This is a genomic window from Methanobacterium sp. (assembly GCA_039666455.1).
In the GTDB taxonomy this organism is placed as follows: Archaea; Methanobacteriota; Methanobacteria; order Methanobacteriales; family Methanobacteriaceae; genus Methanobacterium_D.
Map to the genome: position 1 here is coordinate 1 of JAVSLW010000011.1, position 26,073 is coordinate 26,073.

Annotated in this window: 29 protein-coding genes, 2 tRNA genes and 1 pseudogene; 16 read left to right on the plus strand and 16 right to left on the minus strand. The window is 35.0% G+C overall.

Annotated elements, in window-relative coordinates; genetic code table 11:
- Both PQ963_03585 and nikR read right to left on the minus strand, forming a co-directional pair.
- A partial coding sequence (locus PQ963_03585) for a hypothetical protein (GenBank protein ID MEN4028749.1) occupies positions 1-286 on the minus strand: 286 nt, incomplete at its 3' end.
- 69 nt (positions 287-355) lie between these two features.
- Positions 356-802 carry a nickel-responsive transcriptional regulator NikR gene (gene nikR, locus PQ963_03590; protein MEN4028750.1) on the minus strand — a complete coding sequence of 149 codons (447 nt, stop codon included), beginning with the start codon at positions 800-802 and terminating at the stop codon, positions 356-358.
- 338 nt (positions 803-1,140) lie between these two features.
- Here nikR and PQ963_03595 point away from each other — a divergent pair, with 338 nt between their 5' ends.
- Positions 1,141-1,539, plus strand: a complete 399-nt coding sequence (locus PQ963_03595) for a CBS domain-containing protein (GenBank protein MEN4028751.1) — start codon at positions 1,141-1,143, stop codon at positions 1,537-1,539.
- A 60-nt stretch (positions 1,540-1,599) separates the two neighbouring features.
- Here PQ963_03595 and PQ963_03600 read toward each other — a convergent pair.
- The 8 genes from PQ963_03600 to PQ963_03635 form a co-directional block, all read right to left on the minus strand.
- A tRNA-Gly gene (locus PQ963_03600) sits at positions 1,600-1,673 on the minus strand.
- A gap of 2 nt (positions 1,674-1,675) precedes the next feature.
- A tRNA-Gly gene (locus tag PQ963_03605) sits at positions 1,676-1,749 on the minus strand.
- A gap of 173 nt (positions 1,750-1,922) precedes the next feature.
- Complete coding sequence (locus PQ963_03610) at positions 1,923-2,576, minus strand: PAS domain-containing protein (GenBank protein ID MEN4028752.1); 654 nt, start codon at positions 2,574-2,576, stop codon at positions 1,923-1,925.
- A 93-nt stretch (positions 2,577-2,669) separates the two neighbouring features.
- Complete coding sequence (locus tag PQ963_03615) at positions 2,670-3,491, minus strand: sulfite exporter TauE/SafE family protein (GenBank protein ID MEN4028753.1); 822 nt, start codon at positions 3,489-3,491, stop codon at positions 2,670-2,672.
- Between the two features lie 51 nt (positions 3,492-3,542).
- Positions 3,543-4,199 (minus strand): ABC transporter ATP-binding protein, encoded by a 657-nt coding sequence (locus tag PQ963_03620; GenBank protein MEN4028754.1) that lies wholly within the window; start codon positions 4,197-4,199, stop codon positions 3,543-3,545.
- Complete coding sequence (locus PQ963_03625; GenBank protein ID MEN4028755.1) at positions 4,192-5,280, minus strand: FtsX-like permease family protein; 1,089 nt, start codon at positions 5,278-5,280, stop codon at positions 4,192-4,194. The genes PQ963_03620 and PQ963_03625 overlap by 8 nt, the downstream gene beginning before the upstream one ends.
- A gap of 83 nt (positions 5,281-5,363) precedes the next feature.
- On the minus strand, positions 5,364-5,573 hold the full coding sequence (locus tag PQ963_03630; protein ID MEN4028756.1) for a helix-turn-helix transcriptional regulator: 210 nt from the start codon (positions 5,571-5,573) through the stop codon (positions 5,364-5,366).
- 25 nt (positions 5,574-5,598) lie between these two features.
- Positions 5,599-6,030, minus strand: coding sequence for a hypothetical protein (locus PQ963_03635; protein ID MEN4028757.1), 432 nt, complete (start codon positions 6,028-6,030; stop codon positions 5,599-5,601).
- A gap of 182 nt (positions 6,031-6,212) precedes the next feature.
- On the opposite strand from PQ963_03635, the gene PQ963_03640 reads away from it, so the two are divergent.
- Both PQ963_03640 and PQ963_03645 read left to right on the plus strand, forming a co-directional pair.
- Positions 6,213-7,130, plus strand: coding sequence for a DMT family transporter (locus tag PQ963_03640; GenBank protein MEN4028758.1), 918 nt, complete (start codon positions 6,213-6,215; stop codon positions 7,128-7,130).
- 85 nt (positions 7,131-7,215) lie between these two features.
- Positions 7,216-7,512, plus strand: a complete 297-nt coding sequence (locus PQ963_03645; protein MEN4028759.1) for a hypothetical protein — start codon at positions 7,216-7,218, stop codon at positions 7,510-7,512.
- 1 nt (position 7,513) lies between these two features.
- Here PQ963_03645 and PQ963_03650 read toward each other — a convergent pair whose 3' ends face one another.
- On the minus strand, positions 7,514-8,665 hold the full coding sequence (locus PQ963_03650; protein MEN4028760.1) for a thiolase domain-containing protein: 1,152 nt from the start codon (positions 8,663-8,665) through the stop codon (positions 7,514-7,516).
- 11 nt (positions 8,666-8,676) lie between these two features.
- Positions 8,677-9,717, minus strand: a complete 1,041-nt coding sequence (locus tag PQ963_03655) for a hydroxymethylglutaryl-CoA synthase (GenBank protein ID MEN4028761.1) — start codon at positions 9,715-9,717, stop codon at positions 8,677-8,679.
- 482 nt (positions 9,718-10,199) lie between these two features.
- Between PQ963_03655 and PQ963_03660 the strand changes: the two genes are divergently transcribed.
- Both PQ963_03660 and PQ963_03665 read left to right on the plus strand, forming a co-directional pair.
- Positions 10,200-10,751 carry a YIP1 family protein gene (locus PQ963_03660; GenBank protein MEN4028762.1) on the plus strand — a complete coding sequence of 184 codons (552 nt, stop codon included), beginning with the start codon at positions 10,200-10,202 and terminating at the stop codon, positions 10,749-10,751.
- A 2-nt stretch (positions 10,752-10,753) separates the two neighbouring features.
- Positions 10,754-11,617, plus strand: a complete 864-nt coding sequence (locus PQ963_03665; GenBank protein ID MEN4028763.1) for a hypothetical protein — start codon at positions 10,754-10,756, stop codon at positions 11,615-11,617.
- A gap of 46 nt (positions 11,618-11,663) precedes the next feature.
- Here the strand turns inward: PQ963_03665 and PQ963_03670 are convergent.
- The 3 genes and pseudogenes from PQ963_03670 to PQ963_03680 all read right to left on the minus strand — a co-directional run bounded on the left by PQ963_03670 (position 11,664) and on the right by PQ963_03680 (position 14,284).
- Positions 11,664-11,771, minus strand: a pseudogene (locus PQ963_03670) (4-hydroxy-tetrahydrodipicolinate reductase).
- Positions 11,772-11,840: 69 nt separating this feature from the next.
- Positions 11,841-12,071: an LSM domain-containing protein gene (locus PQ963_03675; GenBank protein ID MEN4028764.1), complete on the minus strand. Its 231-nt coding sequence runs from the start codon at positions 12,069-12,071 to the stop codon at positions 11,841-11,843.
- A gap of 89 nt (positions 12,072-12,160) precedes the next feature.
- Positions 12,161-14,284 carry a thioredoxin domain-containing protein gene (locus PQ963_03680; GenBank protein MEN4028765.1) on the minus strand — a complete coding sequence of 708 codons (2,124 nt, stop codon included), beginning with the start codon at positions 14,282-14,284 and terminating at the stop codon, positions 12,161-12,163.
- Positions 14,285-14,485: 201 nt separating this feature from the next.
- Between PQ963_03680 and PQ963_03685 the strand changes: the two genes are divergently transcribed.
- The 6 genes from PQ963_03685 (at position 14,486) to PQ963_03710 (ending at position 21,087) form a co-directional block, all read left to right on the plus strand.
- The gene (locus PQ963_03685; protein MEN4028766.1) at positions 14,486-15,877 is read left to right on the plus strand and encodes a DUF460 domain-containing protein; all 1,392 of its coding nucleotides are present in this window, start codon (positions 14,486-14,488) and stop codon (positions 15,875-15,877) included.
- Between the two features lie 60 nt (positions 15,878-15,937).
- Positions 15,938-17,248 (plus strand): UDP-N-acetylglucosamine 2-epimerase (non-hydrolyzing), encoded by a 1,311-nt coding sequence (wecB, locus tag PQ963_03690; GenBank protein ID MEN4028767.1) that lies wholly within the window; start codon positions 15,938-15,940, stop codon positions 17,246-17,248.
- 71 nt (positions 17,249-17,319) lie between these two features.
- The gene (locus tag PQ963_03695) at positions 17,320-18,300 is read left to right on the plus strand and encodes a DNA adenine methylase (GenBank protein ID MEN4028768.1); all 981 of its coding nucleotides are present in this window, start codon (positions 17,320-17,322) and stop codon (positions 18,298-18,300) included.
- Between the two features lie 51 nt (positions 18,301-18,351).
- Positions 18,352-19,350: an ATP-grasp domain-containing protein gene (locus tag PQ963_03700; protein ID MEN4028769.1), complete on the plus strand. Its 999-nt coding sequence runs from the start codon at positions 18,352-18,354 to the stop codon at positions 19,348-19,350.
- 9 nt (positions 19,351-19,359) lie between these two features.
- A complete protein-coding gene (locus tag PQ963_03705; GenBank protein MEN4028770.1) occupies positions 19,360-20,394 on the plus strand; it encodes a hydantoinase/oxoprolinase family protein in 1,035 nt (344 codons plus the stop codon).
- A 15-nt stretch (positions 20,395-20,409) separates the two neighbouring features.
- The gene (locus PQ963_03710) at positions 20,410-21,087 is read left to right on the plus strand and encodes a hypothetical protein (GenBank protein MEN4028771.1); all 678 of its coding nucleotides are present in this window, start codon (positions 20,410-20,412) and stop codon (positions 21,085-21,087) included.
- Positions 21,088-21,121: 34 nt separating this feature from the next.
- On the opposite strand, the gene PQ963_03715 is transcribed toward PQ963_03710, so the two are convergent.
- Positions 21,122-21,640, minus strand: coding sequence for a CDP-2,3-bis-(O-geranylgeranyl)-sn-glycerol synthase (locus PQ963_03715; protein ID MEN4028772.1), 519 nt, complete (start codon positions 21,638-21,640; stop codon positions 21,122-21,124).
- A 73-nt stretch (positions 21,641-21,713) separates the two neighbouring features.
- Here PQ963_03715 and PQ963_03720 point away from each other — a divergent pair, with 73 nt between their 5' ends.
- The 5 genes from PQ963_03720 to PQ963_03740 all read left to right on the plus strand — a co-directional run bounded on the left by PQ963_03720 (position 21,714) and on the right by PQ963_03740 (position 26,070).
- Positions 21,714-23,234 (plus strand): radical SAM protein, encoded by a 1,521-nt coding sequence (locus tag PQ963_03720; protein MEN4028773.1) that lies wholly within the window; start codon positions 21,714-21,716, stop codon positions 23,232-23,234.
- 12 nt (positions 23,235-23,246) lie between these two features.
- Complete coding sequence (locus PQ963_03725) at positions 23,247-24,245, plus strand: beta-ribofuranosylaminobenzene 5'-phosphate synthase (protein ID MEN4028774.1); 999 nt, start codon at positions 23,247-23,249, stop codon at positions 24,243-24,245.
- Positions 24,246-24,253: 8 nt separating this feature from the next.
- Positions 24,254-24,742 (plus strand): homoaconitase small subunit, encoded by a 489-nt coding sequence (gene hacB / locus PQ963_03730; GenBank protein MEN4028775.1) that lies wholly within the window; start codon positions 24,254-24,256, stop codon positions 24,740-24,742.
- 75 nt (positions 24,743-24,817) lie between these two features.
- Positions 24,818-25,417, plus strand: coding sequence for an HVO_0476 family zinc finger protein (locus tag PQ963_03735; GenBank protein MEN4028776.1), 600 nt, complete (start codon positions 24,818-24,820; stop codon positions 25,415-25,417).
- Positions 25,414-26,070 (plus strand): protein-L-isoaspartate O-methyltransferase, encoded by a 657-nt coding sequence (locus PQ963_03740; protein MEN4028777.1) that lies wholly within the window; start codon positions 25,414-25,416, stop codon positions 26,068-26,070. The genes PQ963_03735 and PQ963_03740 overlap by 4 nt, the downstream gene beginning before the upstream one ends.
- Positions 26,071-26,073 lie beyond the last annotated feature (3 nt).

Below are 26,073 nucleotides of genomic sequence, written 5' to 3' on the forward strand. Positions count from 1 at the left end.
CGGCCTTCAAAATCTCCGATTTTGACTGCCCAAACACTTCGTGTTTGACGGCCTTCAAAATCTCCGATTTTGACTGCCCAAACACTTCGTGTTTGACGGCCTTCAAAATCTCCGATTTTGATGCATCGAAAATTCCGTAGGAATTTTCGGTGGCCTTTTCCATTATTGCTTCGTGAAAAGCTTTTAACCTTTCCTTGTCAGATAAAAGATTAAAATGATATGGTGTTGTGCGCATTTCATTTTTTAGTGAACTTAAATCCACTACAGGCTGTTTTGAAGCGCACATACTGATCATCACTGATTATCAGGCTCTCTAAAGTCATTGTTAGATGATGTCTGTACTAACAAAAATTGCTTATGGTGAAATAGTACTTCTGGCACTGGCTTTATCGAGATCTAATGATTTTCCAAGGGCAGTACTGGTTAAACGTACGTGTTCTACACCTTTCAATCTCATTATTTTCTCTGAAAGTGCTCTGATGTATTTAACATCGCCTTTAACAACTATTACTTCAAGACAGTGTGTATCTGTCATGTGTACGTGCATAACTGCATTAATGAAATCTTTGTAGTCGTGCTGTATTTCTGTAAGGTCTTCCATTACTCCAGTGTAGTGGTGGTCGTATATTACAGCAATTATTCCAATTCTTTCTCCCTGCATCTCGTTCATCCACTGGTACCTTACAATATAGTCTTTTAATGCATCTCTGATACCTTTTGACCTGGATTGGTATCCTCTGTCTTTTAAAACCCCATCAAATTCGTTTAACAACTTTTTTGGTAGTGACATACTGATTCTCATCACATCTTTCCCTCCTATTATTAATTTAATATTATCATACTATTTTATGGTATTTAAATGTTGTTGTGGTAAGACAATATTGTGCTTGCCAAACAATATTTGCACATATTATTTTCATATATAATATGATATAATACACTTTCATGATATTTGTAGTATTTAAACTTTGTCCTTTGTGGACAATATTGTTCTATGAGAACAAAAAACTTAATAATAATTTTTGAAAGTGTGATATTTAATTTCAGTGTTACTCCATCATCTGGGAAGTCTCAATTTAGGATATCAAATATATTAAGTTGAAAAACAATTACTATTTAATAGAAAAAAGGAGTGATTGAATGGAAGTTAGAGAGGCAATGAATCAGGGGGTTATATCGATCAGTCCGGATACAAGTCCCCTTGAAGCATTTGAAAAAATGTACAGAAAGGGTATTAGAAGACTTTTTGTTATGGATAACGAAACTCCTGTTGGTGTAATATCCTATCTTGATCTTGTAGGTGTGCTTGGATCTTTGAGACCCAGTACCAGGGAATCTGGTAATTTAAAAATCAGTGAAATAATGTCAGAAAACATAATTACCATTGATGCTGATGATAAAATAGAAAATGCTGCTAATTTAATGTTAAGAGCAGATGTATCTGGTTTATTAGTCCTGGAAAATGGAAAACCTGTAGGAGTAATAACTAAAACAGATATCTGCAGGTTAGTAGCAGCTGAAATACTTGTTTCCCAGTAATTAATAATAACAAAAAGAATTTATCTATTAAGATCTGAAAATAAGCTGATCATATAAAAATGCGGCTGCCGGGATTTGAACCCGGGTCGTAGGCTTGGAAGGCCCAAGTCCTAACCAGACTAGACTACAGCCGCAATGCGGCGTCCGGGATTTGAACCCGGGTCACTGGCGTGGCAGGCCAGAGTCTTAACCAGACTGGACTAACGCCGCATATCCTACTTTCAGGCCCATTATATATAAACCTTTGGGTAGCTGAATAACCTGTGACATTCAAAGTCTATTTTCAGTATTTTTCTATTATTTTCCATCCTTTAATGCTTTGTTATATCTCGCCAGAAGACAGAGATGCCTTCTGAAAATGGATAAACACTGAAATCAAACCATTAACTGGGCATATGGATATCTTGAGCCTCAAAATGCTGAATTTCCCGCATTTCCATTGCCCAACGCAATTTTTTTTCGTAAATGGTCCCCGTAAGTTCAGGAAATCTTTCCCAGATGTTTTGTCCGATAAGACCCTCAACTTCAACACCAAAATATTCTCTGGCACGTTTATTTATGTAAATAATGTACCACTGGTGATTTAAAGCCATAAAACCATCCTTAATGCTATCTAAAATTTCTTTTATCTGAATTTTACTTCGAGCAAGTTCATCCTCAGCCTTTTTGCGTTCAGTGTCATCAAAAACATAACCTTTAATCTGTATAAGCTCAGTGGAACCATTAAAAATTCCCACTACATTGGCAATAACATGAATTCTCATACCGTCAGACCTCCGCTGCCAGCTTTGAAAACCCTGAATCTTACGCTCCTTTTTTAAACGAGTAACTATATACGGCCAATCAAAGGGGTTGGACTCTGAAATATTCCATTTAAGAGCTTTTTCACGCCTATCAAAGCCATATATTTCCATAAACGCAGGGTTACATTCAAGAATTTTTCCTTCAATGGTTGCAATGAAGTCACCGGTCAAATCATCCTCAAACCACTGCCTGTATTTCTCTTCACTTTTAAATAGAGAATCCCAATAGGAGATTTATTAAATATTTCATTTTTAAAGTTATTATCATTCCTTTTTAATTTAATTACCTCCATTTACTGTTTATTTAAGCTTCCACTTTATTTAAAATTAAATTATTCCCGGAATTATTCCCATCATTTTTAAGCCCACGTAGATAAGTATAATTGTAAAAATATAATTCAATTGTTTTGAAGGAAGATTATGGGATATTTTAACTCCTAACTGGGCTATTGGAATACTTGTACAGGCTAAAATTGCAAACTGAAGTAAATTAACGTATCCTAATGAGTAAGGAGGTAATCCATAGACTCCTATGCCATTAAAAACATAAGAAATGATACCTCCAGTTGAAGTAAACACTATCACTGCAGTAGATGTTCCAATGGATTTATGTATACCATATTTCATGAGAATAACCATAAAAGGCACGATTATAAAACCTCCACCAACCCCAAGAAGTCCAGACATTAACCCAACAAAAAGGCCTCCTGCAATATAATAAAGGGTACTGGTTTTTGGTTTTCCATTGACCTTACTTTTTATAGATATTATCATCCAAACTGCAGCTATTAATGCAGCAGCACCAAAAACAAATGTTAAAACATCTCCGGGAACATTAGAAGCAATAGTGCCTCCCATAATCCCTCCCATAATCCCTGTAACGGCTAAGTACGCTGCTGGTTTGAGCAAAACCGCATTTTTTCTGTAGTGACCATAAGCACTGCTTAATGCAGTTGGAAGTATTACCGCAAGGCTTGTGCCTAAAGAAACTCTTATGGCAATTGTGGGGTCAATTCCCATGGAAGTTAAGAGCCAGTATTGAATGGGAACCATAATAAATCCGCCGCCAATTCCTAAAAGGCCGGAAGCGAATCCTATTCCTGCACCGGTGATTAAAAGAACTATTAAGTAAAAAAGATTAGCTTCCATGACAAAAAAACACCCTGCATGGTAATATCAGATAGTAATGTATTAGATTCTTTAGATTATATTTCCATCCTGCATTTTAATTACTTCTTCTGCGTATTCTGCAGCCAACGGGTTATGGGTCACAGCTACAATGGTTAATCCCTCTTTTTTGTTGAGATTTCTGAGTAATTCCATTATTAGTTTTGTATTTTCAGTATCAAGCTCTCCTGTAGGTTCATCAGCAAGTAAAAGAGCAGGGTCATTTGCAAGAGCACGTGCGATTGCAACTCTTTGCTGTTCTCCTCCAGAAAGTTGTCTTTGAAACCTCTTATACTTATCCTGTAATCCTACTTTGTCCAGGAGCATTTTAGCCTTCTTTGCATCGGGAGAAATCATGGGAAGCATCACATTTTCAAGGGCTGTAAGCTGAGGCATTAAGTTGAATCTCTGAAATATAAATCCAATATCAGAGCGTCTTTGTTTTGCCTGCTCTTTTCCAGAATAATCTTTGATATTTTTTCCATTAATTAAAACCGTTCCATCTGTGGGCATATCTAAAATTCCTGCTAGATGAAGCAGTGTAGATTTACCTGAACCTGAAGGGCCCATTATGGCTATAAATGATCCTCTTTTTATAGTTAAATTAACACCGCGCAGTGCATTTACCTCTTCTGACCCCATTTTGTAAGTTTTCCACACATCGTTAAATTCAAGCACTGTATTAATCATATCTTAACGCCTCCACAACATTTAATCTGGACGCTCTCCATGCAGGGTACAGGCCTGCTAAAACGCTTAAAATTGTGGCACCACCAATTACTCCTGTAATTAACCATAAAGGAAGCATTTGAACAATGGTGATACCGTCCATACCCAATTCCTGAGCAAATAATATGATTCCAGTTTGTATTAAAATGGCAGCCACAATCACACCCACTATTGATGCTATAAATCCTAAAAGACCAGCTTCTGTAAGTATGCTCCCTAATATTTCTCTGTTTGTAAATCCTATTGCTTTTAGCACTCCAATTTCTTTTGTTCTTTCTGATACATTAACCAGCATGATGTTAATAATACTTATAACTCCAACAAGAAGCGCTATGCTTGCAATTAGTCCCACAAAGAGCATTATTCCACTCATCATGTCATCAATCTGTTTGGTGTAATCTGATTTTGTAAATACAGCTGTTCCCTTCACCTGTGATTCTATCTCTTTTTTTACAGTTTCAGGGTCTTCTTTAGTATTTGCGGTGATACTTGACACTTTATTATCATTCAATGGGAGTGCTTTACCAATATCTAAAAACACAAGGCCCATTCCAAGTCCGCCTTCGTGAGTTATGCCTGTTACAGCAAATTTCTGGTCTTTAATGGTTATATTACTCCCTATTTTGTATCCAAAAGCATCTGTCAGGGATTTACTAATGACGGTACCAGGTGTTCCATTAATTTTTATCTGATTCCAGTCACTCATTCCAACTACAATCACAGGCATACGATTTATATCTGTTGTAAACTGCGTTTCCTCTTTAATGTCATAAAGCTGGTTCATATTCTTTATTTGAGCCACTGTCTGGTTATTTAAGTATGAATCGCCTGTGGGTCCCATGAATGCTGCTGCAGAGCTGTTCATTATGGATACATCGCCCATTATTGATTCAGTTTGTTCCTTCATATAAGAAGTCATTCCTGAGCCAAGACCCATAAGAACTACTAAAGCTGTCACCCCAATTACAATCCCTAACATTGTTAGAGCACTTCTAAGCTTTCTTCTTTTAAGATTTTTAAATGATAGTTTGTAAATACTCATTTCACGCCCCCGAACATATAATAAATTCAAATAGTTTCTTATTATATAAATATTTGCATTATTTAGTTAATTAATACGATCAATTATTTGATTTCTATTTTTTCAAGATCAAAAACTTCTTCAATAAATCTTCTTTTTAATGCCCGGGTTATTTTATAAGCAAGAATAAGAGAAGGATTATATCGGCCCTGTTCCAGAGATATAATTGTCTGTCTGGTTACATTTACAGATTCTGCTAACTCCTCTTGAGTCATTTTTAGTTCTTTTCTATATTCCTTAATTTTAGTTTTCATAAGATCAGTGGGGTTTAATTTTCCATTAATTCTCTTTTTCAAGCTTATAGTTTGTTATGGATTTTATTATCACTCCCACAACTAAAGCAGCTATAATAAATGGATTTACATAAATTTCCTGCTTTAGTGCATTGTACATAAGTTCAATGAAAACTCCAACTACAAGAACAAGCATCATTCCCCACGCAGCATTTCTTTCGGCAATTGCTTCGTGTATTCGTTCTCTTTCATCTTTTTCAAGTTTCCACATTATATCCACTAAATCTACAAGTAAAAAAGCCATCCCGACCCCAGTAATGATTAATCGAGTTTCTGTGGATAAATTAGGGATTAGCTGAAGTATAATTAACAGTAAAAACATCCCTGCTAAATAAACGGCACCTTGCCATGTTTTTATGTTCACTCCCCACCCTCCATATTTTCTTCTTCCAAACCATTCTGGTTTTGCAATTATCATTCAATTCCTCCATGTAAAAAATATATTACATTTTATATAAATGTTTGGATTTTGTAAAAAATAGTTTACATTTTAAAGTTTTCACATTTAATTCCTTATATTAAAAATACTAATTTAGGAGTACAACAGAAAGATTAAAATAAAAGTAGCAAATTTATCAATTATAGAAGGATTGGCTAAAAATGAATCGTGCGTGGGGATATATCAGTGCATTAACAGTAGCTCTTCTTTTTGGTGTCTGGTTTTCGCTGGATAAGACTTTGCTTGGGTATCTACATCCTTTCACCCTTGCATCATTGACCTATCTTATTGCGTCAGCATTTCTATTTATAATAAACTTTTCTCCCCTTAGAGAGATAATACTGGACTTCATAAACCAAAAAAGTGAGGTAGAAAATTATATTACACGAAGAGAGTATTTAATATTGTTTTTAACCGCAGTTTTTGGCTCATTAATTGCTCCTGCGTTATATTTAAATGGTTTATTTATAATTACTGCAGTAAATGCTGCTTTTCTGGCTAATGCAGGAATAATATTTATTGTCATTTTAGGTGTACTTTTCCTGAAAGAAAAGGTTTGGAAGAAGGATTTTATTGGATTTGCTTTTTTATTAATAGGCGCTGTCTTTTTAAGCACAAATAACCTTCAAAACCTGTATTTTAACCAGACTTTGTTTGGAAGCATTCTTGTTATCTCAGCATCCTTTTTCTGGAGCATGGACACAATTTTAAGCAAATTTTTAAGTTTTAAAAGAAATATAATATTTATAACAGCTTTAAAGACATTAATCGGCGGCTCTATTCTGTTTATAGTTTCATTAATCATGGGATTGAGCTTTACTTTACCTTCAGATAAAGTACCTCTTTTACTTTTCATAGGACTTGTTTGTCTAAGCTTTTCACTGCCTTTAATTTATTTTGCAATCCGATTTATTGGGTCGACCCGTACAGGGTCAATATTTTCCCTTAGTTCATTATTTGGGGCTATAACTGCGTTTTGGGTGCTGGGTGAGCCTTTAACGGTCTTACAACTATTTTTTGGTATTTTAATGATAGCAGGAGTTTATATTTTGTATAGGGGTGATGTCGGTTCAAAATAACATATTAAAATAATATATTAAAGCTTTTAAATATATTTCAATTACTGGTTGTTTAATTGAGTTATTAATAAATTATGACCTGGCAGTGATTGAAATTCACGCTCCAGAGCATGTTCTGGAGTTTTCAAAGATGGGAAACCCGGAAATAGGGCCTGCATATACTCTTAAAGGAAATTTTAAAAATCCCTGTAACATTATGACCATAGGTAAGACTTATCATTATCTTTCATTTTCATTCAGGACACTTCCACTTCCAGGAGACAGCGGATCGCCTGTAATTCAAAATGGAAAGGTAGTGGGGATATTATCATCAGTATTTCATACCAATGCTAATGGAATTGCAGTATCTCTCAAACAATTCATTGATAATCAGATTAAATAATTTAGTTTGATAATATGTGCACGACGGCTGTTCCGCCGGTTCCTCCGATATTATGAGTCATGCCTATTTCAGCACCTTCAACCTGTCTTTTACCTGCTTCTCCTCTTAGCTGCCACACGATTTCAGCTGCCTGGGCAATTCCAGTAGCTCCTAATGGATGTCCTCTGGATTTAAGTCCTCCAGATGGATTTACCGGTATTTTACCGTCTAACCTTGTCATACCTTCTTCAATGGCTGTTCCGCCTTTTCCTTTTTCCACAAATCCAAGGTCTTCTATAGCCAGTAATCCATTAATAGAGAAACAATCGTGAACTTCTACTGCATCGATATCTTTTGGTTCAAGGCCTGTCATTTTGTACGCATTTCTTACTGCATGTACTGTAGCATCAATTGTGGTCAAATCTTTTCTATCATGTAATGCAATACTTCCAGAAGCCTGTGTTGAAGCTTTAACATATATTGGTGTGTCTGTGTATTTCTTAGCGTCTTCTGCAGGGCATAAAATTACTGCTGCTGCACCATCACTTACTGGTGAACAGTCCAGAAGTCTAAGTGGATCTGCTACCACTGTAGAATTCAGTACAGTATCTACTGAAATTTCCATTGGAAACTGAGCAAGAGGATTTTTAGCACCGTTTTGATGATTTATAACTGAAACCATTGCTAACTGTTCTCTTGTTGTTCCATACTCGTACATGTGTCTTCTTGCCATCATGGCGTAAAGTGAAGGGAATGTAATACCCTGCTGTGCTTCCCATTCCTGATCTGAAGCTGTGGCAATAGCAGGAGTTGGATCTACAACATCAGTCATCTTTTCAACTCCTGCTGAAATTACTATGTCATGGTATCCTGATGCAACAGCCATTATACTGTTTCTAAGTGCCAATCCGCCAGATGCGCATGCTGCTTCAACACGAGCGCAGGGTATTGGTGTTAGTCCTGCATGATCTGCTATTAGGGACGCTATATGTTCCTGCTGTATAAAAAGACCTGCAGACATATTTCCAATGTACATTGCATCTAAATCTGCTCCTTCAATGTTTGCATCCTCAACAGCTTTTATTCCTGCAGTTGTTATTAAATCTCTAAATGATTCATCCCAGAGTTCTCCAAATTTTGTCTGTGAAACTCCAATAATTGCAACATCTCTCATTTAAATCCCTCTTAAGCCATTTTCAATTTGCCTTTAAATTTAGCATATGTGGCATAATCAACATAATTTTTGTTTGCTATAAGTTCTGTGACTGTTGGTGCGTGATCTCTTCTTTCTTCTACACGGTCATTAACAGTTATGCTGAATGCATCACTACCTGCACCTGATCCATAAGATACTGCAAGAATTTTATCTCCAGGTTTTGCTATATCAAGAATAGCTGCCAGTCCAAGTGGAGTTGCACCAGAATAAGTATTTCCTATAACTGGAGTTAAAAGTCCTGTTTTTAACTGTTTATTGTTAAACCCAAGTTTTTTTGCAGCTTTGAGGTAGAATTTACCGTTAGGCTGGTGAAAAACTGCATGATCATAATCTGATGCATCAGTTCCCATTTTTTCAAACATCCCTTTAGCTGCAGATAATACATGTTTGAAGTAGGCAGGTTCTCCTGTAAATCTCCCGCCGTGCCTTGGATACGGCCTTCCTTCTCTTCTGTAGAAATCTGGGGTATCTGATGTGAAACTGTATGTCCCTTCAAAGTCTGCAATGGTGTTATCCTTTCCAATTACGTAAGCAGCTCCTCCTGCTGATGCTGTGTATTCTAAGGCATCCCCTGGAGCACCCTGTGCTGTATCTGCACCAACAGCTAATCCATAATCAATAATTCCGGAATCTACAAGCCCCATACAAATCTGTATTCCTGCTGTTCCAGCTTTACATGCAAATTCTAAATCTGCTGATGTCATATGAGGTGCTGCACCAACTGCTTCTGCAACAATGGTTGCTGTAGGTTTTACAGCATAAGGATGTGATTCTGACCCAATATAAACTGCCCCGATCTTTTGAGAGTCTATCATTGATCTGGTGATTGCATATCTTGCTGCTTCTACTGAAATAGTTGCAGTGTCCTCATCTGGAGCTGGAACAGACTTTTCCTGTACAACGAGTCCTCTTGAAATAGCATCTGGATCGTCTCCCCATACTCTGGCTATTTCTTCAACTTTTATTCTATATGAAGGTATATAAACCCCATATCCTACTATTCCTGCCATTTGTTATCACTACCTGAAATAAACAATTGATTTTTAATATTTTGTGATATATTTAATATTCTGTGACATAAATTCTTAATATCTAACCAGATTTGTCTTGATTTTATCTTAATTTTAACTAAATTTTAATTTTATACCTAATTTTATATCTGATCCCAACTGTATATTTGTAAAAAAATTAATAACAAAAATTTAATAAACAAGAATTCTCTTAAGATACGAGTATATAAACTTTGTCGTTATTTACTTCAAAATTTTTTTGACTTCCTTTTGATAGCTATAAATCTCATTCTAACCTCCTAAGACATTTTACGCTTAATATTTCTCCATAACTTTCCCTGTAGAAAAATTCATTTTTTAGTTCATGATAAAAGGCCGTGCACATCCACAAAACTTCTTTTTTTAGAAGAGCATGTTCCTCAGGATTTATACCGAAAAAAATACATACAATAAAGAAAGATAAAGTACTGGTGGTTAAATTGATGGAAAAATACCTGGGTTTTTTTGATAACCTTGCAGAGATCATGATCTCCCCTGAGAATACATTTAAAAAAATACTGGATGGAAATGAGGCACTGAAGGGTATATATATTTTTATTTTCTTTACAGCGTTTCTTGGAATAATGCTCGGTGCAATGATTGCGGGAGCCATTAAAATGCCCTTCCTGCCGATATTGATGGCTATAATTGCCATAATAATTGGACTGATAAAGATCCTGATCTGGGCTGGAATTAGCCATATGGTGGCTAAATTTGCTTTCAAAGGAGAAGGAAGCTTTTCGAATCTATTTGGTTTATTTGGATTTACTTCTGTTTCCTATATCTTATGGATCTTTGGAATCATGACCATCATGCTGGCAACTACCATATTTTCATCGGCATTACTTTTTGTGGTTATGCTGTTTTGGATGCTGATAATTGCCGTTGCCGCTGTAAATGCAGAACATAAAATAGGCATTGGGAAGTCATTTCTTTCATGCTTTGGAGTTCCTTCACTGGTAATAATAGCCATACTCTTGATATTGGGGGTTTAGCAATGGAAAGCAAAAGATTTTGGGGAATTGTTGTAATTGTGATACTGGTGGTGGCTTTTTGCACGGCTGTTTACATAACTGCATTTGGTTATCCGGGAGTAGCAGGAGAACAGGAAAGAGTAAAAGAATTGACCAGAGAGTATGAACTTCTTGATTCACAGTTATCAGGAGTAAATTATGTTAATCTTAATTTCACTTCAAATTCAGGAGGTTATAGCGTTTCATTCCAAAATAAAAGCGACTCACTATATGATATTACCATACGCCAGGATAAAAACTCAACACCAGCCTCTCTAACCTACAATAAAGTCGGGGACGTGCTTTATGTCAATGCAAATATGGACAGTGGATCTGCAGATGTGATCCTGGGCAACAGATGCACCTATAACGGAACCTTCGACACCAAAGCCGGAGGAATCTCTATAATAATGGCCAATAACTCCAAAGTAGACACCTTCAGCACTAACATCAAATATGTCGGTGGAGGCATGGTACTCATTGGTGATACTGCCTTTAACCAGATCAACTTAAATGCGAACATAGGTGGATTCCTGATCCAGGGTGAAAGACCTAACATCAGGCAGAATGGAGCTATTTCTACCAGGGTTCAATTAGGTGGGGTTACCATACAAGTTCTACCCGACGATAAAACCGGGCTTAGAATAAACAACCTCTTTGATATTGGTGGGGTTAATTTTGAGCCTGCAAACTTTGAAATAATCAACAATACCACAAATTCCATGGATATACAGACAAAAGGCTTCGACAACAAAACAATTAAACTGCAGATAAACAACACCGTTGGGCTGGGCGGGGTTAACATAAACATGATGATGTTCTGGCCGCATGTATCCATGTTTCAATAGAAAAATAGAAGGGACTTAAACCTTCTCACTTTTTTTGCCGAGAACATCCGTCTCCTGCAAAAAGTACTGCATGGTCTCCTGTGATGTCTCTAAAACGAACTGCATGCATTTCTGTTTCTTCAGGAGTTCTTGCACCTCTCTGCCTACCATAGACGTAAGATTAATCCTGATAATTTAGACTATAATCTTTTTATAGTAAAAATAAAGTATTATATAAAGATAATTATGTTTTAATTTGGATATACAAAATTTTAGTTCCTTTTACAAACTCCATCCCATTTATAGTTTGAATGGCAATATTTAGATAATTATCTATTGCTAAAAGCTGTCCCTCTTTGGTTTCAGTGTCTTTTTGCACTACATGAACTTCTTTATTTTGAAATTGTTTGAGCTGTCTGTGAAGTGGAGTTTCTATCTTTTCTTCTGATCTGGCAGCTATTATTTTTCCTTTCATCATATCCTCCCTTAAAGCATTGTTCTGGAATATTTCTTATAATATATTATTTTTATCTTTTAAATAATAATGGAAATCTTTTAAAGATCTCAGTTTTCTCCAGTTTTCTCTGTTTCTATATTTAACAATTTTAAATAAGTATTCAGGTCACTTGTAGGGGATTTACAAGTACCTTCTAAGCAAATGTAAGCTGTAGCACGATTATGTTCCATTTTTTTTGTTTTAAGAGATGGAATAACCTTTATTAGTTCAGGAGTTTTTTCATTATCCTCCCGTAAAACAAGAGTTCTGTTAGGAATGAAATTTTGTCTAAGAACATCGATGAAATTATCTGTTTCATCTTCTCCTTTCTTTCCTGCAATTACTATCTCATATGATGGTCCTATTTTAAAATCAAGTGCACACAGAAACCCTGCAAAACCTGTCGGGATTTTTTGTATTGTCTCGGAAAATGCTCTCTCTAACTCCTCTGCTCTTTTTTTAAATTCTTCATTTTCAGTTAACTGGGCAAGTTTAAGCAGGTTAAGCATCATAATTGAATTACCAGAATGTACTGCACCATCATATATTTCTTTTTTTCTTATAAGTAATTCTTCACCATCGTCTGGAGTAAAATAAAAGCCTCCAGTTTCAAAATCCCAGAAATGATTCAGCAATGTTTTATTAAGTGATAATGCTGATTTAAGATAATTCACGTTAAATGAAGCCTCAAATAGTTCTAAAAGCCCGTAAATCATGAATGCATAATCATCAAGGTTCCCGGTGATTGCAGATTCTCCTTCCCTGAATCTGTGCACTAAACGCGTTTTTTTGCACATTTTGTTGATAATAAAATTTACAGATTCTTCTGCAGCTTTCAAGTATTTTTCTTCTTTAAATACCTGTGATCCCTTTGCAAGTGAAGCAATCATTAGTCCATTCCAGTCTGTGAGTACTTTATCATCTTTATGTGGATGAATTCGTTTTTTCCTATACTTAAACAATTTATTTCTGATTTTTTCTATTCTTTTTTCTAATTCTTCTTTTGAAATATCAAATATCTCAGCCATATCCTCAACTGAGTTTTCAAGATGCAGTATATTTGTCCCTGTTTTTTTACCTGCTGATTCTTCCTGAAAATTGCCTTCATCAGTCACGTTAAACACTTTAGATGCAAATTTACCATCTTCTTCTCCAAGTACATCCATTATTTCCTTTTTGGTCCAAACGTAAAATTTTCCTTCCACACCTTCACTATCAGCATCTTCTGCAGAATAAAAACCGCCCTCTGGAGATTTCATATCTCTTAGAACGTATTCAAATATCTCACAAGCAGTATTTTTGTATTTTTCTTCACCAGTTGCCTGGAAAGCTTCGATGAATGCCATTGAAATCATGGCCTGGTCATAAAGCATTTTTTCAAAGTGTGGAACCAGCCATTCCTGATCTACAGAGTATCGATGAAAACCAGAGCCTATATGGTCATAGATTCCTCCATTGCGCATTGAATCAAGAGTTTCAGTCACCATTTTTAAAGCTCTATCCTTTTTGGAACGTTTCCAGTAGCGCAGCAAAAATAAAAGATTGTGGGCAGTGGGAAATTTAGGTGATTTCCCAAATCCTCCATAAATCTCATCAAAATTCGTTGAAAGATTTTGATAGCAGCGATCAAGCACATCTCTATTCAGTTCATCTCCTGATGTATCAGAAATCTTCTTGAGGGCATCAAATAAGTGAAAAGCTGAAGCATAAATTTCTTCAGGCTTTGTATTCCATAGTTCTTTAACACTTAAAATAAGATCTTTAAGTCCCTGTCTCCCGTAACCGCTTTCTTTAGCAAAATATGTACCTGCAAAGAACGGCTTTTTATCAGGAGTCATGATAATTGTTAAAGGCCATCCACCACTTCCAGTCATCAGTTGACAGACGGTCATGTAAATATTATCCAGATCTGGCCTTTCTTCGCGGTCTACCTTTATTGAAACAAATGTATCATTCATTAAACGACCGATTTCTTCATCTTCAAAGGATTCATGGGCCATAACGTGACACCAGTGGCATGTTGAATATCCTATGGATAAAAATATTGGTTTATTTTCATTAGTTGCTTTTTTAAATGCTTCATCACTCCAGGGATACCAGTCAACTGGATTATGAACGTGCTGGATTAGATATGGACTTTTTTCATTAACAAGGTGGTTATAATTGTTTGAATCATTATTTTCAGTGCTCATATTTAATCTCCAGAATTAATTTTAGAAATTAAGTATTGAAATTCATTAAGTTTCAAGCTTAAACCTCCTAAACATTACAGTTTCAGGGGGGATCATAAATGGGATCATAAATAAATATAAATTGTATTAATTTATAAATATATACGTGGCAGTTTTAAAAAAACACTTTACATCTTATTATCTGCGATATCAAATAAAAAAGTGAAGTTAGGAGGAAATCACCTGGTTTATAAGAATATTGGCAAAATTGAAGAAGCTAAAAACATGGATTTATTTTCAACTTCTAAAACAGAGGAAAGAAACCAAAAATGGATAATAGTGGGATTTGATCCAGGATTAACTGTAGGAATAGCGATTTTAGATTTATCAGGAAATGTTATTTCTACAAAAAGCTTTAAAGAAATTTCAAAAGCAGAAATAATAAAACACATTATAAGTTATGGAAAAGCTGTTTTAATTGCAACAGATGTTTATCCCCCTCCAAAAATGGTTAAAAAACTTGCATCATCCCTTAATTCTAAAATATATTCCCCAAGCAAGATTTTTACCGTAAGTTCAAAGACAGAACTTGTTGACAGTTACTTAAATGAAATATCTTCTTTAAAATTCCCTGATAATGCCCATGAAAGAGATGCGCTTGCTGCAGCAATTAAAACATACAGACACTATCAGAAAAAACTGAATCAAATTGAAAGAAGAACAGAAAAACTGAGGCTATCTCCCTATGAGGTGGATGAGATAAAAAACATGGTAATTAGAGATCGTCCCATAACCAAAGCAATTGATGATATTATTAAACCTGCAGATCTTGAAACTCAAATTGTTGAAATTGAAAATAGCATGGATTCCATCGACGGGGAAAAGCTTAAAGGAACTGAAGCTATCAGGAAACTTAAACAAAAGATAAAGTCCCAGCAAAACCAGATTAAATATTTAAACCGTAAAAATAAGCGCCTGAAAAAAGAAGTGAATAAATACAAAGATAAAAATAAAGTCCTTGAAAGTAAAATTGAAAAACTTCATTATGAGTATTCTAAGGATATTTTAAGAAAAAAAGAAATAGCTTCAAAGTTATCAATTATAAAGGGTCTCCAGGAAAAATATAATCATGAAAGAAAGCTTAGAGAAGAGCTTGAAGAAAACATGCGTTCAATAAAAAGTATCAGAGTACAGGAGTTATCCAAAAAAGCAGTCCCTGTAAAAATCATTGGATCATTCACTAAAGAGGGAATAAAGGCTGCTTGTGACTACTGGAAAATTAAAAAAGGAGATGTGGTTCTTTTATCCAGTTCTGAAGGGGGCGGTTCCCATACAGCATCATTACTTATAAAAACAGAGATAAGTGCCGTAATAATCATAGATAAAATGTCCCACCCTGCAGAAGAAGAATTTGAAAGGAATAATGTTCCTGTGCTGGATGCAGATAAGATTAATCTGAAAATGATTGATGAGTTTGCTGTGATTGATAAAGGCATTTTAAAGGAAGAAATAGAAAATTGGAAAGTTAAAATCAGGGAAAAACGAAAAAAAGAAGAAGAAGAAAAGTTTCTTGAAGTTATAGATGAATACAGGGCTCAAAGAAGGAGGCATTAATAAACTTCTGATTTTTAAATTAAATTTATAAACTTTGAAATATAATTTTCAGTAATGACTATAAAAATTGCTGTTATAATAGGAACAAGGCCAGAAATTATTAAAATCGCCCCAGTAATTGATGAAATGGAAAAAAGGGATGTTGAATATGTCCTGATTCACACTGGACAGCACTACGATCACCAGATGTCAGATCAATTTTTTCTTGATTTGAACTTGAGAAAACCTGACCATAATATTGGTGTTGGTTCTGGATCACATGGGGAACAAACAGCCAACATGATTAAAGGTATAGAACAGGTTTTACTGGCTGAAAAACCAGATATAGTCCTTGTTCAGGGAGATACTAACGCAGTGCTTTCTGGAGCTCTTGTTTCAACTAAGCTCCATATTCCTGTAGGTCATGTAGAGGCGGGTTTAAGATCCTACGATAAAACAATGCCTGAAGAGATAAACAGAGAAGTTGCAGATGTCTGTTCTAAAATGTTCTTTGTACCAACAGAAGAATCAGCCATTAACTTACTTTTTGCGGGTATAAGCCCTAAAGACATATTTATAACTGGGAATACAATTGTAGATAGCTGCATACGAAACCTTGAAATTGCTCGGAAGAAATCTGAAATACCTTTTGATATAAATGAAGACGATACAATACTGACTCTTACCATTCACCGGGCAGAAAATGTTGATAACCCAGTGAGGCTTCAAAATATCGTTGATGCATTAATAGAACTTGATGATCTTACTATAATATTCCCTGCACACCCAAGAACAGTTAAAAATCTTAAAAAATACAATTTGCTTGAAATAATAGAAGATGCAGCTCATATTAAACTTATAAACCCTCTTGGTTATCTTGATTTCTTACTTTTACTTTCAAAATCCAGATTTATAATGACAGATTCTGGAGGAATACAGGAAGAAGCTATTACCTTAAATATTCCATGTGCAACTCTTAGATACAATACAGAACGTCCAGAAACAGTTACAGCTGGTGGAAACGTCCTTGTAGGTACAAAAAAGGATAAAATAGTGGATACAGTTAAAAATATTTTAAATAACACTGAAATTTACTCTAAAATGAGTAAAGCCAAAAATCCATATGGACAGGGAGATTCCTCTAAAAAAATTTTGAATGCTATTTTAAAGCTTTTTAAAGAGAATAAACTTAATATGATTTCACCTTCAGATATTATGAAAATAAGAAACCGCCAAATAGCTGAAATCTGTGAAAATATTACAGTTAATGAATTTGAAAAGAAAAATAAGGATTTAGAAATTAGAATGGTCTTTGAAAATGGAGAAGTACGGTTTCCATACAGTAATTTTAACTTAAAGGATAAGATGATACTTTTTGATAGTATTAAATAAATGAATCTTCCATTAAATAAGAGTAAAGCTAAATATCTATTATTTCTAAAGATATTATTGGAGTAAGTTATATGCAGGCTACTTTGTTTAACACAGAATCAAATAGTGAAGTAACTGGTGCTAAACCATTCTTAAAATGGGCTGGTGGAAAAACCCAATTATTACCGGAATTTGAAAAGAGATTGCCAGCTTTTATACCTAAAAATAGAAAGATTAAGAGTTATATTGAACCCTTTACTGGTGGAGGGGCAATGTTCTTTTTCTTGAAGAGAAATTTTAATGTGAAAACTTCCTTTTTGTTTGATATTAATCCTGAACTGATAGTTGGCTATAAAACAATACAAAATGACTCCAAAGAACTAATCGAGATACTGTGCCAGATGGAAAAAGAATATCTCAAAAAATCAGAAGATGATAGAAAAGAATTTTATTATAACATTCGAGATAGCTATAATCTACAGATGAATGATTTTGATTATCATAATTACAGCGGTGAATGGATAGAAAGAGCAAGTTATCTTATTTTTTTAAACAAAACATGTTTTAATGGCCTTTTCCGTCAAAATAAGAAAGGAGAATTTAATGTTCCCTTTGGAAAATATAAAAATCCTACCATATCTGATGCTAAAAATATTAAAGAAGTTAATATAGCTTTAAAAAATACAGAAATATTCTGTGCTGATTTCTCTGAATCAGAAAAATATATAGAAAAAGGTAGCATTGTTTATTTAGATCCGCCTTATCGTCCTTTAAGCAAAACTTCCAGTTTTACAAGTTATGCTAAAGATGGCTTTGTTGATGAAGACCAGATTAGATTAGCTAAATTTTTTAAGGAAATGGATCAGCGCGGTGCATATTTAATGTTAAGTAATTCTGATCCCAAAAATGAGGGTCCTGATGATGAATTTTTCGATGAGCTTTATACTAATTATAATATTGAAAGAGTTCCTGCAAAAAGACATATAAACTGTGATGCTTCGGGAAGAGGGGAAATAAACGAGATAATAGTCAGAAATTATAATAATAGCTTTGGGATACAGGGAAAGAACTGAAAACTGTGTCCTATTTCTCACTAAAAAAATAGACTGTACCGGGTTGGTTAATTGAAAATACTTATTCTGGAATATGCATCAGCTTCAGGCATACATGATCCTTCTATATGTGCAGAAGGATATGCAATGCTTGAAGGACTTATAGACGACTTTAAATCTAAAAATGCTGATTATCTCCTATCTGAGAATTCTCATTTTGAAGGTAAATACTGCAACCCTGTTTGGATTAAAGGGGATTTAATGAACTGGCTAAATGAGAATATCGAATCGTACGATGCATGTCTTTTAATAGCTCCAGAAGAAGATTTTATTTTATATAAAATAACTGAACTGATTGAGAAAAAAAATGTGGAAGTAATTGGTTCCAGTTTGGAAGCAGTAAAGGTGTGTTCAGATAAATACCTCATGTATGAAGCTTTAAAAAAGCGTGTAAAAATCATAGAAACAGAAAAAGTATTTTTTGATGAATTAGATTATTACACGTCCTCCTTTAATAATGCTAAAAAGATTGTTAAACCAGCAGATGGAGTTTCCTGTTCTGGAATTAGCATTGTAAAGTCATTAGAAGAGGTAAAGAAAGCAGCGGGTTCAATGCAAACAAATCTCCCTTATTTTATACTGCAGGATTTTGTAGAAGGGGTCTCTACCAGTGTCAGCCTGCTTAGTAATGGAGAGGAAGCAATTCCATTAAGCTTAAATTTACAGAATATAGAATTTGGAGATAATTGTGTAAATTACGGTGGTGGAGAAGTTCCATTTGAACATGAAATGTCTTTTGAAGCAAAGAGGCTTGCAAAACATGCAGTTGAATCAATAAAGGGTCTTAAAGGCTACGTAGGAGTTGATGTTATTTTAGGAGATGCTGTTTACATCGTTGAAATAAACTCCAGAATTACAACGCCTTACGTGGCCTTAAAAGATGTTGTTAATTTCAATCTTGGTGAAGCAATACTTGACTCTGTTTATGGTATTTTTCCTTCAAAAATTAATTTAAATGGAAAAATATCCTTTTATAAGGAACATAATCATCTTAAGATAATCAAAGAGTAATGTGATTTTATGAAAATAGCTGGATTTGACATAGGTGGTGCAAATACAGACCTTGCACTGGTTCAATTTGATGAAACAGGAGATATTTCAATTGTAAAAACAGATTTTCTATATTTTCCAATGTGGCTTAAAAAAGATGAACTTGGAAAAGCTCTCCTAAAATTGGTTAAAGATGAAATAAACGACATCGATGCTGTGGGGATATGTATGACTGCAGAACTTGTAGATGCATATAAAACCAAAGAAGAAGGAGTAATAGATATTTCCCGGAAATGTAAAAAGGCATTCAACGTTCCTGTAGGTTTTATAGGTCTTGAAGGTGTTTTAAAATTTGATGATTTAATCAAATACCCCGGTCAGGCTGCAGCTGCAAACTGGGTTGCTACATCAAAAATAGCTGCTAAAATAGCTCCAGAGTGCGTAATGATCGATACTGGAAGCACAACAACCGATATCATTCCAATTAGAAATGGATCAGAATGTGCTAAAGGTAGATCTGACCTTGAAAGATTAAAAACAGGAGAATTGGTTTACAGCGGAACTTTAAGGACTAACGTTGCTGCATTGGTGGATAAAGTACCTTTAGGTGAGGAATTTGTAAGAGTATCTTCTGAACTTTTTGCAATTACTGCAGACATTCAAATGGTACTTGGAAACATAGAAGAGAAGGATTATTCCTGTGATACACCGGATGGTGCAGGAAAAACAAAATTAGACTGTATGAGACGAATTTCAAGGGTGATCTGCGGTGATCTCAACATGCTAAGCAAATCAGACATAGAACAGATTGCAACCTATATTTACGAAAAACATGTTGAAAATGTGGCTGAGGCTCTTCTTGAAGTCTCAAATAGAGAGAATCTTGATCTGGTCATAACAACAGGACTTGGAATGGACATTATTGGGGCTAAAGCTGCAGAATCCGCTGGTCTTAAATGGAAAGGGATGGATGATATTCTTAAAAAGGACGAATGTGTTGTTGCGCCGGCTGTTGGCACTGCCATGATGATGGGAGAATTTTTAAGTAAAAATAAGATAAAATAAATCTGGAGTGATACAATGAAATCCTATATTATAATAATACTGTTACTTATAATAGCAGGGGCAGGATTATTATTTCTATATAATTCGGCCGATCATTCGATTATAGGTTCTAACAACAATGGATTTGTAACAAAAGATGTTTATTCCCATTATGGTTCTAATGGAACTAAAATTGCGGTTATTACAGGTATGCACCCTCGCGAAAAACTATCTAAAACTATTGTGCCGCATGCTGTAAAATTCTACGCATTAACACATAACGTGGAGATTGTAAATTACCATGTAACTGTCACTAAAAATCCTGAAGACTTTACTGAAAGTCGTAATAATGGTGAAGGTCTTGTTGCCCAATATATCATTCCAGATATTAAAAAATCAGATTATGGACTTGTTATAATCTGCCACGACCATGAAGAAGGCTATGGTGATGGATATTATATTGCAACACCAACTATGGATTCTAAATCTGTTGCACTTGCTGAAGAAGTTCACTCTATCCTCCCCTCATTTAACTACTATAAAAGAAATACCGAAAAAAAGCCACAGAGTTCATCCATTACCAGAGTTAACAACCCTATAGCAGAATCTGGAACTCCTGTGTTTGTATATGAGATTCCAGAATGGCATGGGAGTATTGAAGCGTTTTTAAATTCTTACAGGTTGATTGATTCCTCATTTAAGGTGATGCTTTAATCTCTTTTACTGGTAATTAAGGTTAAAAAGTGATTTAATACCATACCTCTTTAATTCCCAGGAAGTAGGCAATGATATTGGCTGAAAGGTGCAAAATAAAACTGATTATAAGTATCAAAATGACCATATAAACTGGTAGTACCACAACAATGGAAGCAAATATTAATGCAACAACAACAAAATCAAGTTGATCTAAAAAAGGCGTTGCCTGACCTCTTTTGATTTTCATTCTTCTTTTTACAAAACTTCCACACGCATCCCCTATTAAAGCACCCCCTCCAAGAAAAAACCCAAGTAATATACCTTGAATAACATTTCCAGATAATATTCCCTGTAATAACCCAATTAACGTCCCAATTCCTGTGCCCATGAGTGTTCCACGCCATGTAACACCGTCTCCAAATATTCTACGCCCATCTGTGAATTTTCGACCAGAATCTAATGGTTTACCTCCGCCGAATGCCAATGCGGTAGCGTTTGCAAGATATGCCGGCAACATAAAGTATATTACATATGCGGACATATTTAGAACAATGATAACAGTTGTATCCATAGTTTTCCTCCTGATAAAAAAAGATAATATTAGTGTTATCTATTGAACTAATAAATAGCTTTATGGTGAAATGATGGTTATAAAGAAAACCAAAAGTCTTTGTCCGGGGTGCTTATCAGTTATCGATGCTGAAGTTTACAAGGATAAAGAAAAAATAATGATAAAAAAAGAGTGCAAAGAGCACGGTAATTTTGATAGTACTTACTGGGGAAGTGATGAACTCTACAAAAAAGCCTCTAAAAGTGATTTTAAAGGTGAAGGAATTGAAAATCCCCATACAGATTCCCAGGATGATTGTCCACTAAATTGCGGTTTATGCTTTGAACATGAAAGTCAGACTATTTTGGGACTTATTGATGTAACAAACAGGTGTAACTTAAAGTGTCCTGTTTGTTTTGCTAATGCAGCAGTTTCCAGATATTTATATGAACCTTCTTATGAAGAGATAAGGGAGATGCTAAGGAATTTAAGAGGTAATGAACCTGTTCCTGCGCCTGCAATTCAATATGCTGGTGGAGAACCAACAGTAAGGAAAGATATAGTTGATCTGATAAAACTTGCAAAAGAGGAAGGATTTAAACATACGCAGATTGCTACAAATGGATTAAGACTTGCAAGAAACCCTGAATTAGCTAAAGATTTAAAGGAAGCAGAATTAAATACTGTTTATCTTCAATTTGATGGAGTTACAGAAGAACCTTACCTTAAAATAAGAAATAAAGACTTACTTGCAACCAAGTTAAAAGCCATTGAAAACTGTCGAAAAGTAGATTTAGGCATAGTTTTAGTTCCTACAATTGTTAAGGGAATAAATGATCATCAAATCGGGGATATAATTAGATTTGCAGCTGAAAATATTGATATAATACGTGGCGTGAACTTCCAGCCTGTTTCATTTGCAGGAAGAACTCCTTCAGATGAAGTAGAGAAGCAGCGCATAACAATTCCAGATTTTGAAAAGCTTGTGGAAAAACAGACCAGCTCTAAAATTAAAGTTGAGGATTTCCACCCAGCAACATCGGTTTTCCCGATTTCAGAATTTATAGAAGCTATCGAAGGTGAAAATCAGATTGCCTTTACCTGTCACTCTCACTGTGGTGCAGCTACCTATGTCTTTGTTGAAGATGGAGAAATTATTCCAATCACCCGTTTTATTGATGTTGATAGATTTTTCAAGCTCCTCAAAAAAAGTGCAGAAAATATAAAAGAAGGAGGGTTAACTGGAAAAGCAAAAACCATTGCAAGAGCCACTGTTGAGATTCCAAGAACAATAGATCCATCGAAAGCTCCAAATTCAATTGATATAAAAAATATCCTGACTTCTGTCTTCAAAGAAAGATCCTATTCTGCACTTGGAAATTTCCATCATAATACACTGCTTATAGCATGCATGCACTTCATGGATCCATGGAATTTTGATCATGATCGGGTTAAAAGATGTGTAATTCACTATGCAGTTCCTGATGGAAGAATAATACCTTTCTGTTCTATGAATGCTCTTTATAGAGAAGAAATAGAAAAGAAATTTGCAGTTCCGTTTAAAAAGAATGAAATTATTCAAAGAAGCGCTGATGCACCATCCGATAAAACTTAATTGGTTTTTAAAATGATCATCAAAACTCCGTCAAGACTTCACATCACTCTAATTGATCTTAATGGAGCCCTTGGTAGAATAGATGGTAGTGTGGGATTAACTATTGAAAACCCCGGACTTACTCTCCAGGCAGAACCTCAAAATAAGGGTATTGAAATAATATTTAAAAACCACGACCGCGGCGAAAAATTAATGGTGAATTACAGAGAAAAGATTGAAAATGCAGCGGCAAAAATGCTGAAATTCTTGAATATCACTTCAGGATTTAAATTTATTGTAAAAGAAACTTATCCTGCTCATTCTGGACTTGGGTCAGGTACTCAAATCTCTCTTGCAGTTGGAAAAGCTGTATTAAACCTTAATAATATGGATATGACTGCCCCAGAAATAGCTAAAATTGTAGGACGGGGTGGAACTTCAGGTATTGGAGTTGGAACATTTGATTACGGGGGTTTTATAATAGATGGAGGGCATAGTATAACTGAAAAACCTGATTTTTTACCCTCATCCGCATCAAAAGCTTCTCCGCCACCAATAATTGCAAGATATGATTTTCCCGAAGATTGGGATATAATACTTGCAATACCAGATATTTCTGCTGGAGCATCTGGACCAGAAGAAGTGAACATATTCCATAAATACTGCCCAATTCCTTTAGGAGATGTACAGAAATTATCCCATATCCTGCTTATGAAAATGATGCCCTCAGTAGTTGAAGCAGATATAGACTCATTTGGGGATTCTGTTAACCAGATCCAGACTACTGGATTTAAAAAAGTTGAGCTGGAGCTTCAGCATCCTTTAATCAGTACTTTAATTGAAAATATGAGATCTGCTGGAGCTGCAGGAGCTGGAATGAGTTCATTTGGACCTGCAGTATATGCAGTTACTGATACCGGTTCTGGAGAAATATATAGAACTGCTCAAAATACTATGAAAGATGTGGGTGGAGAGCTGATCATTACAAAAGCACAGAACAGGGGCGCTATTTTAAATAAATTATTAAATTGATTAACATGATGGAAAAAATACATGGAAAGGTATGGAAATTTGGAGATAATATTGATACTGATGTTATAATTCCTGGAAGATATCTAAGGACATTCAGTCTGGATGATCTTGCTGCACATGTAATGGAAGGAGTAGACCCTGATTTTGCAAAGAATGTTCAAAAAGGAGATATTGTGGTGGCCAGTGAAAATTTTGGCTGTGGCTCATCAAGAGAACAGGCTCCTGTGGCTTTAAAACATGCAGGAGTTTCTGCAATCATAGCAAAGTCATTTGCCAGAATATTTTATCGTAATGCAATAAATATAGGGTTACCAGTTATTATTGCTGAAATAAATGCCAGTAATGGGGATGTTTTAAAGATTGATCTGGAAGAGGGTACTATTTTGAACGAAACAACAGGTGAAAGCTTTAAAATAGAACCGTTTAAAAAATTCATGCTGGAAATCCTAAAAAACGGTGGACTGGTGAATCATTACCTTAAAAAGAGAGACAAATAGCTTTTTACTCCTTGATAAAATTACTTAATAATAAAAAACAAAAAATTAATTAAATCATGGATTTGAGGAAAAGAAATGAAATGTCCTGTTTGTGAATCTGAATCCTTTAAAGTTTTAAAATCCAAAGGAAAACGTTTAAAAGAATTTCTTCTTGAGTGCAATGAATGCGGTAATGTTTATAGGGAAACAATAAGCAGAAAACCTGCAGATATTAGAATTATTATCAGCGAATTTGAAACTTCAAAAAAAGAATATGTAAAACTCTACCCTGATGAGGAATTACATGTAGATGATATTATAGATATTGATGGTAAAGATGTGGCAATAACTTCAATTGAAAATAAAAGGGGTGGAAGAGTATATAAAAGTCCAGTATCAGATATAGAAACAATCTGGGCTTCTTCCCTGGATATTCCAGCAAGAGTGGGGATTTCTGTGGACTTTAAAGGCAAAATAATTTCTAAAAAGGTGGATGTGGATAGAGACTTTGAATTCCATGTTGGAGATGTAATTAAACTTGGAAACCTTATTTTCAGAGTAAATTCCATTAAAACTCTGGAGAGAAAACTTAGAAGAGGCTTTGCAAAGGCAGATGTAACAAAAAGAGTTTATGGAAAACCTCTGGATAACCATGAGAGGTATAAATACGATTTAAGTTCGAATGTGGTAGGATGATTAATGAAAGAAAAGAAATGGTTAGAAGACTTTCAGAAATGGGTTATATAAAAACAGAAGAAGTTAGAAAGGCCATGGAAGCAGTGCCAAGAGAAGAATTTATACCTGCATCAAACAGGCCTTATGCATACGTTGATCAACCATTACCTATTGGTGAAGGGCAGACCATATCAGCACCCCATATGGTTGCAATGATCTGTGAAATACTTGAATTTGAAGAAGGTATGAAAGTAATGGAGATAGGTGCAGGGTTTGGATACAATGCAGCTGTTGTTGCACAATTAATTGGTAAAAAAGGCCATTTATACAGTATAGAACGCATCGATTCACTTGCAGAAACTGCAAAAGACAATCTTAAAAGAACAGGTCTTGGAGACAATGTTACAGTAATTATTGGTGATGGAACGAAAGGATACAAAGAAGAAGCGCCATATGACAGAATTTATGGAACAGCAAGTGCTCCTCAAGTGCCAGAACCATTGAAGAAACAGCTGAAAATTGGGGGAGTCATGTTAATTCCTGTAGGGGAGCAATATTATTTCCAGAACCTTGTTTACATTAAAAGAAAATCAGAAGACGACTATGAGCGAAAAAGCATGGGTGGAGTTGCCTTTGTTCCTATGGTAGGCGAACACGGCTGGCCTGAAAATTAAGGG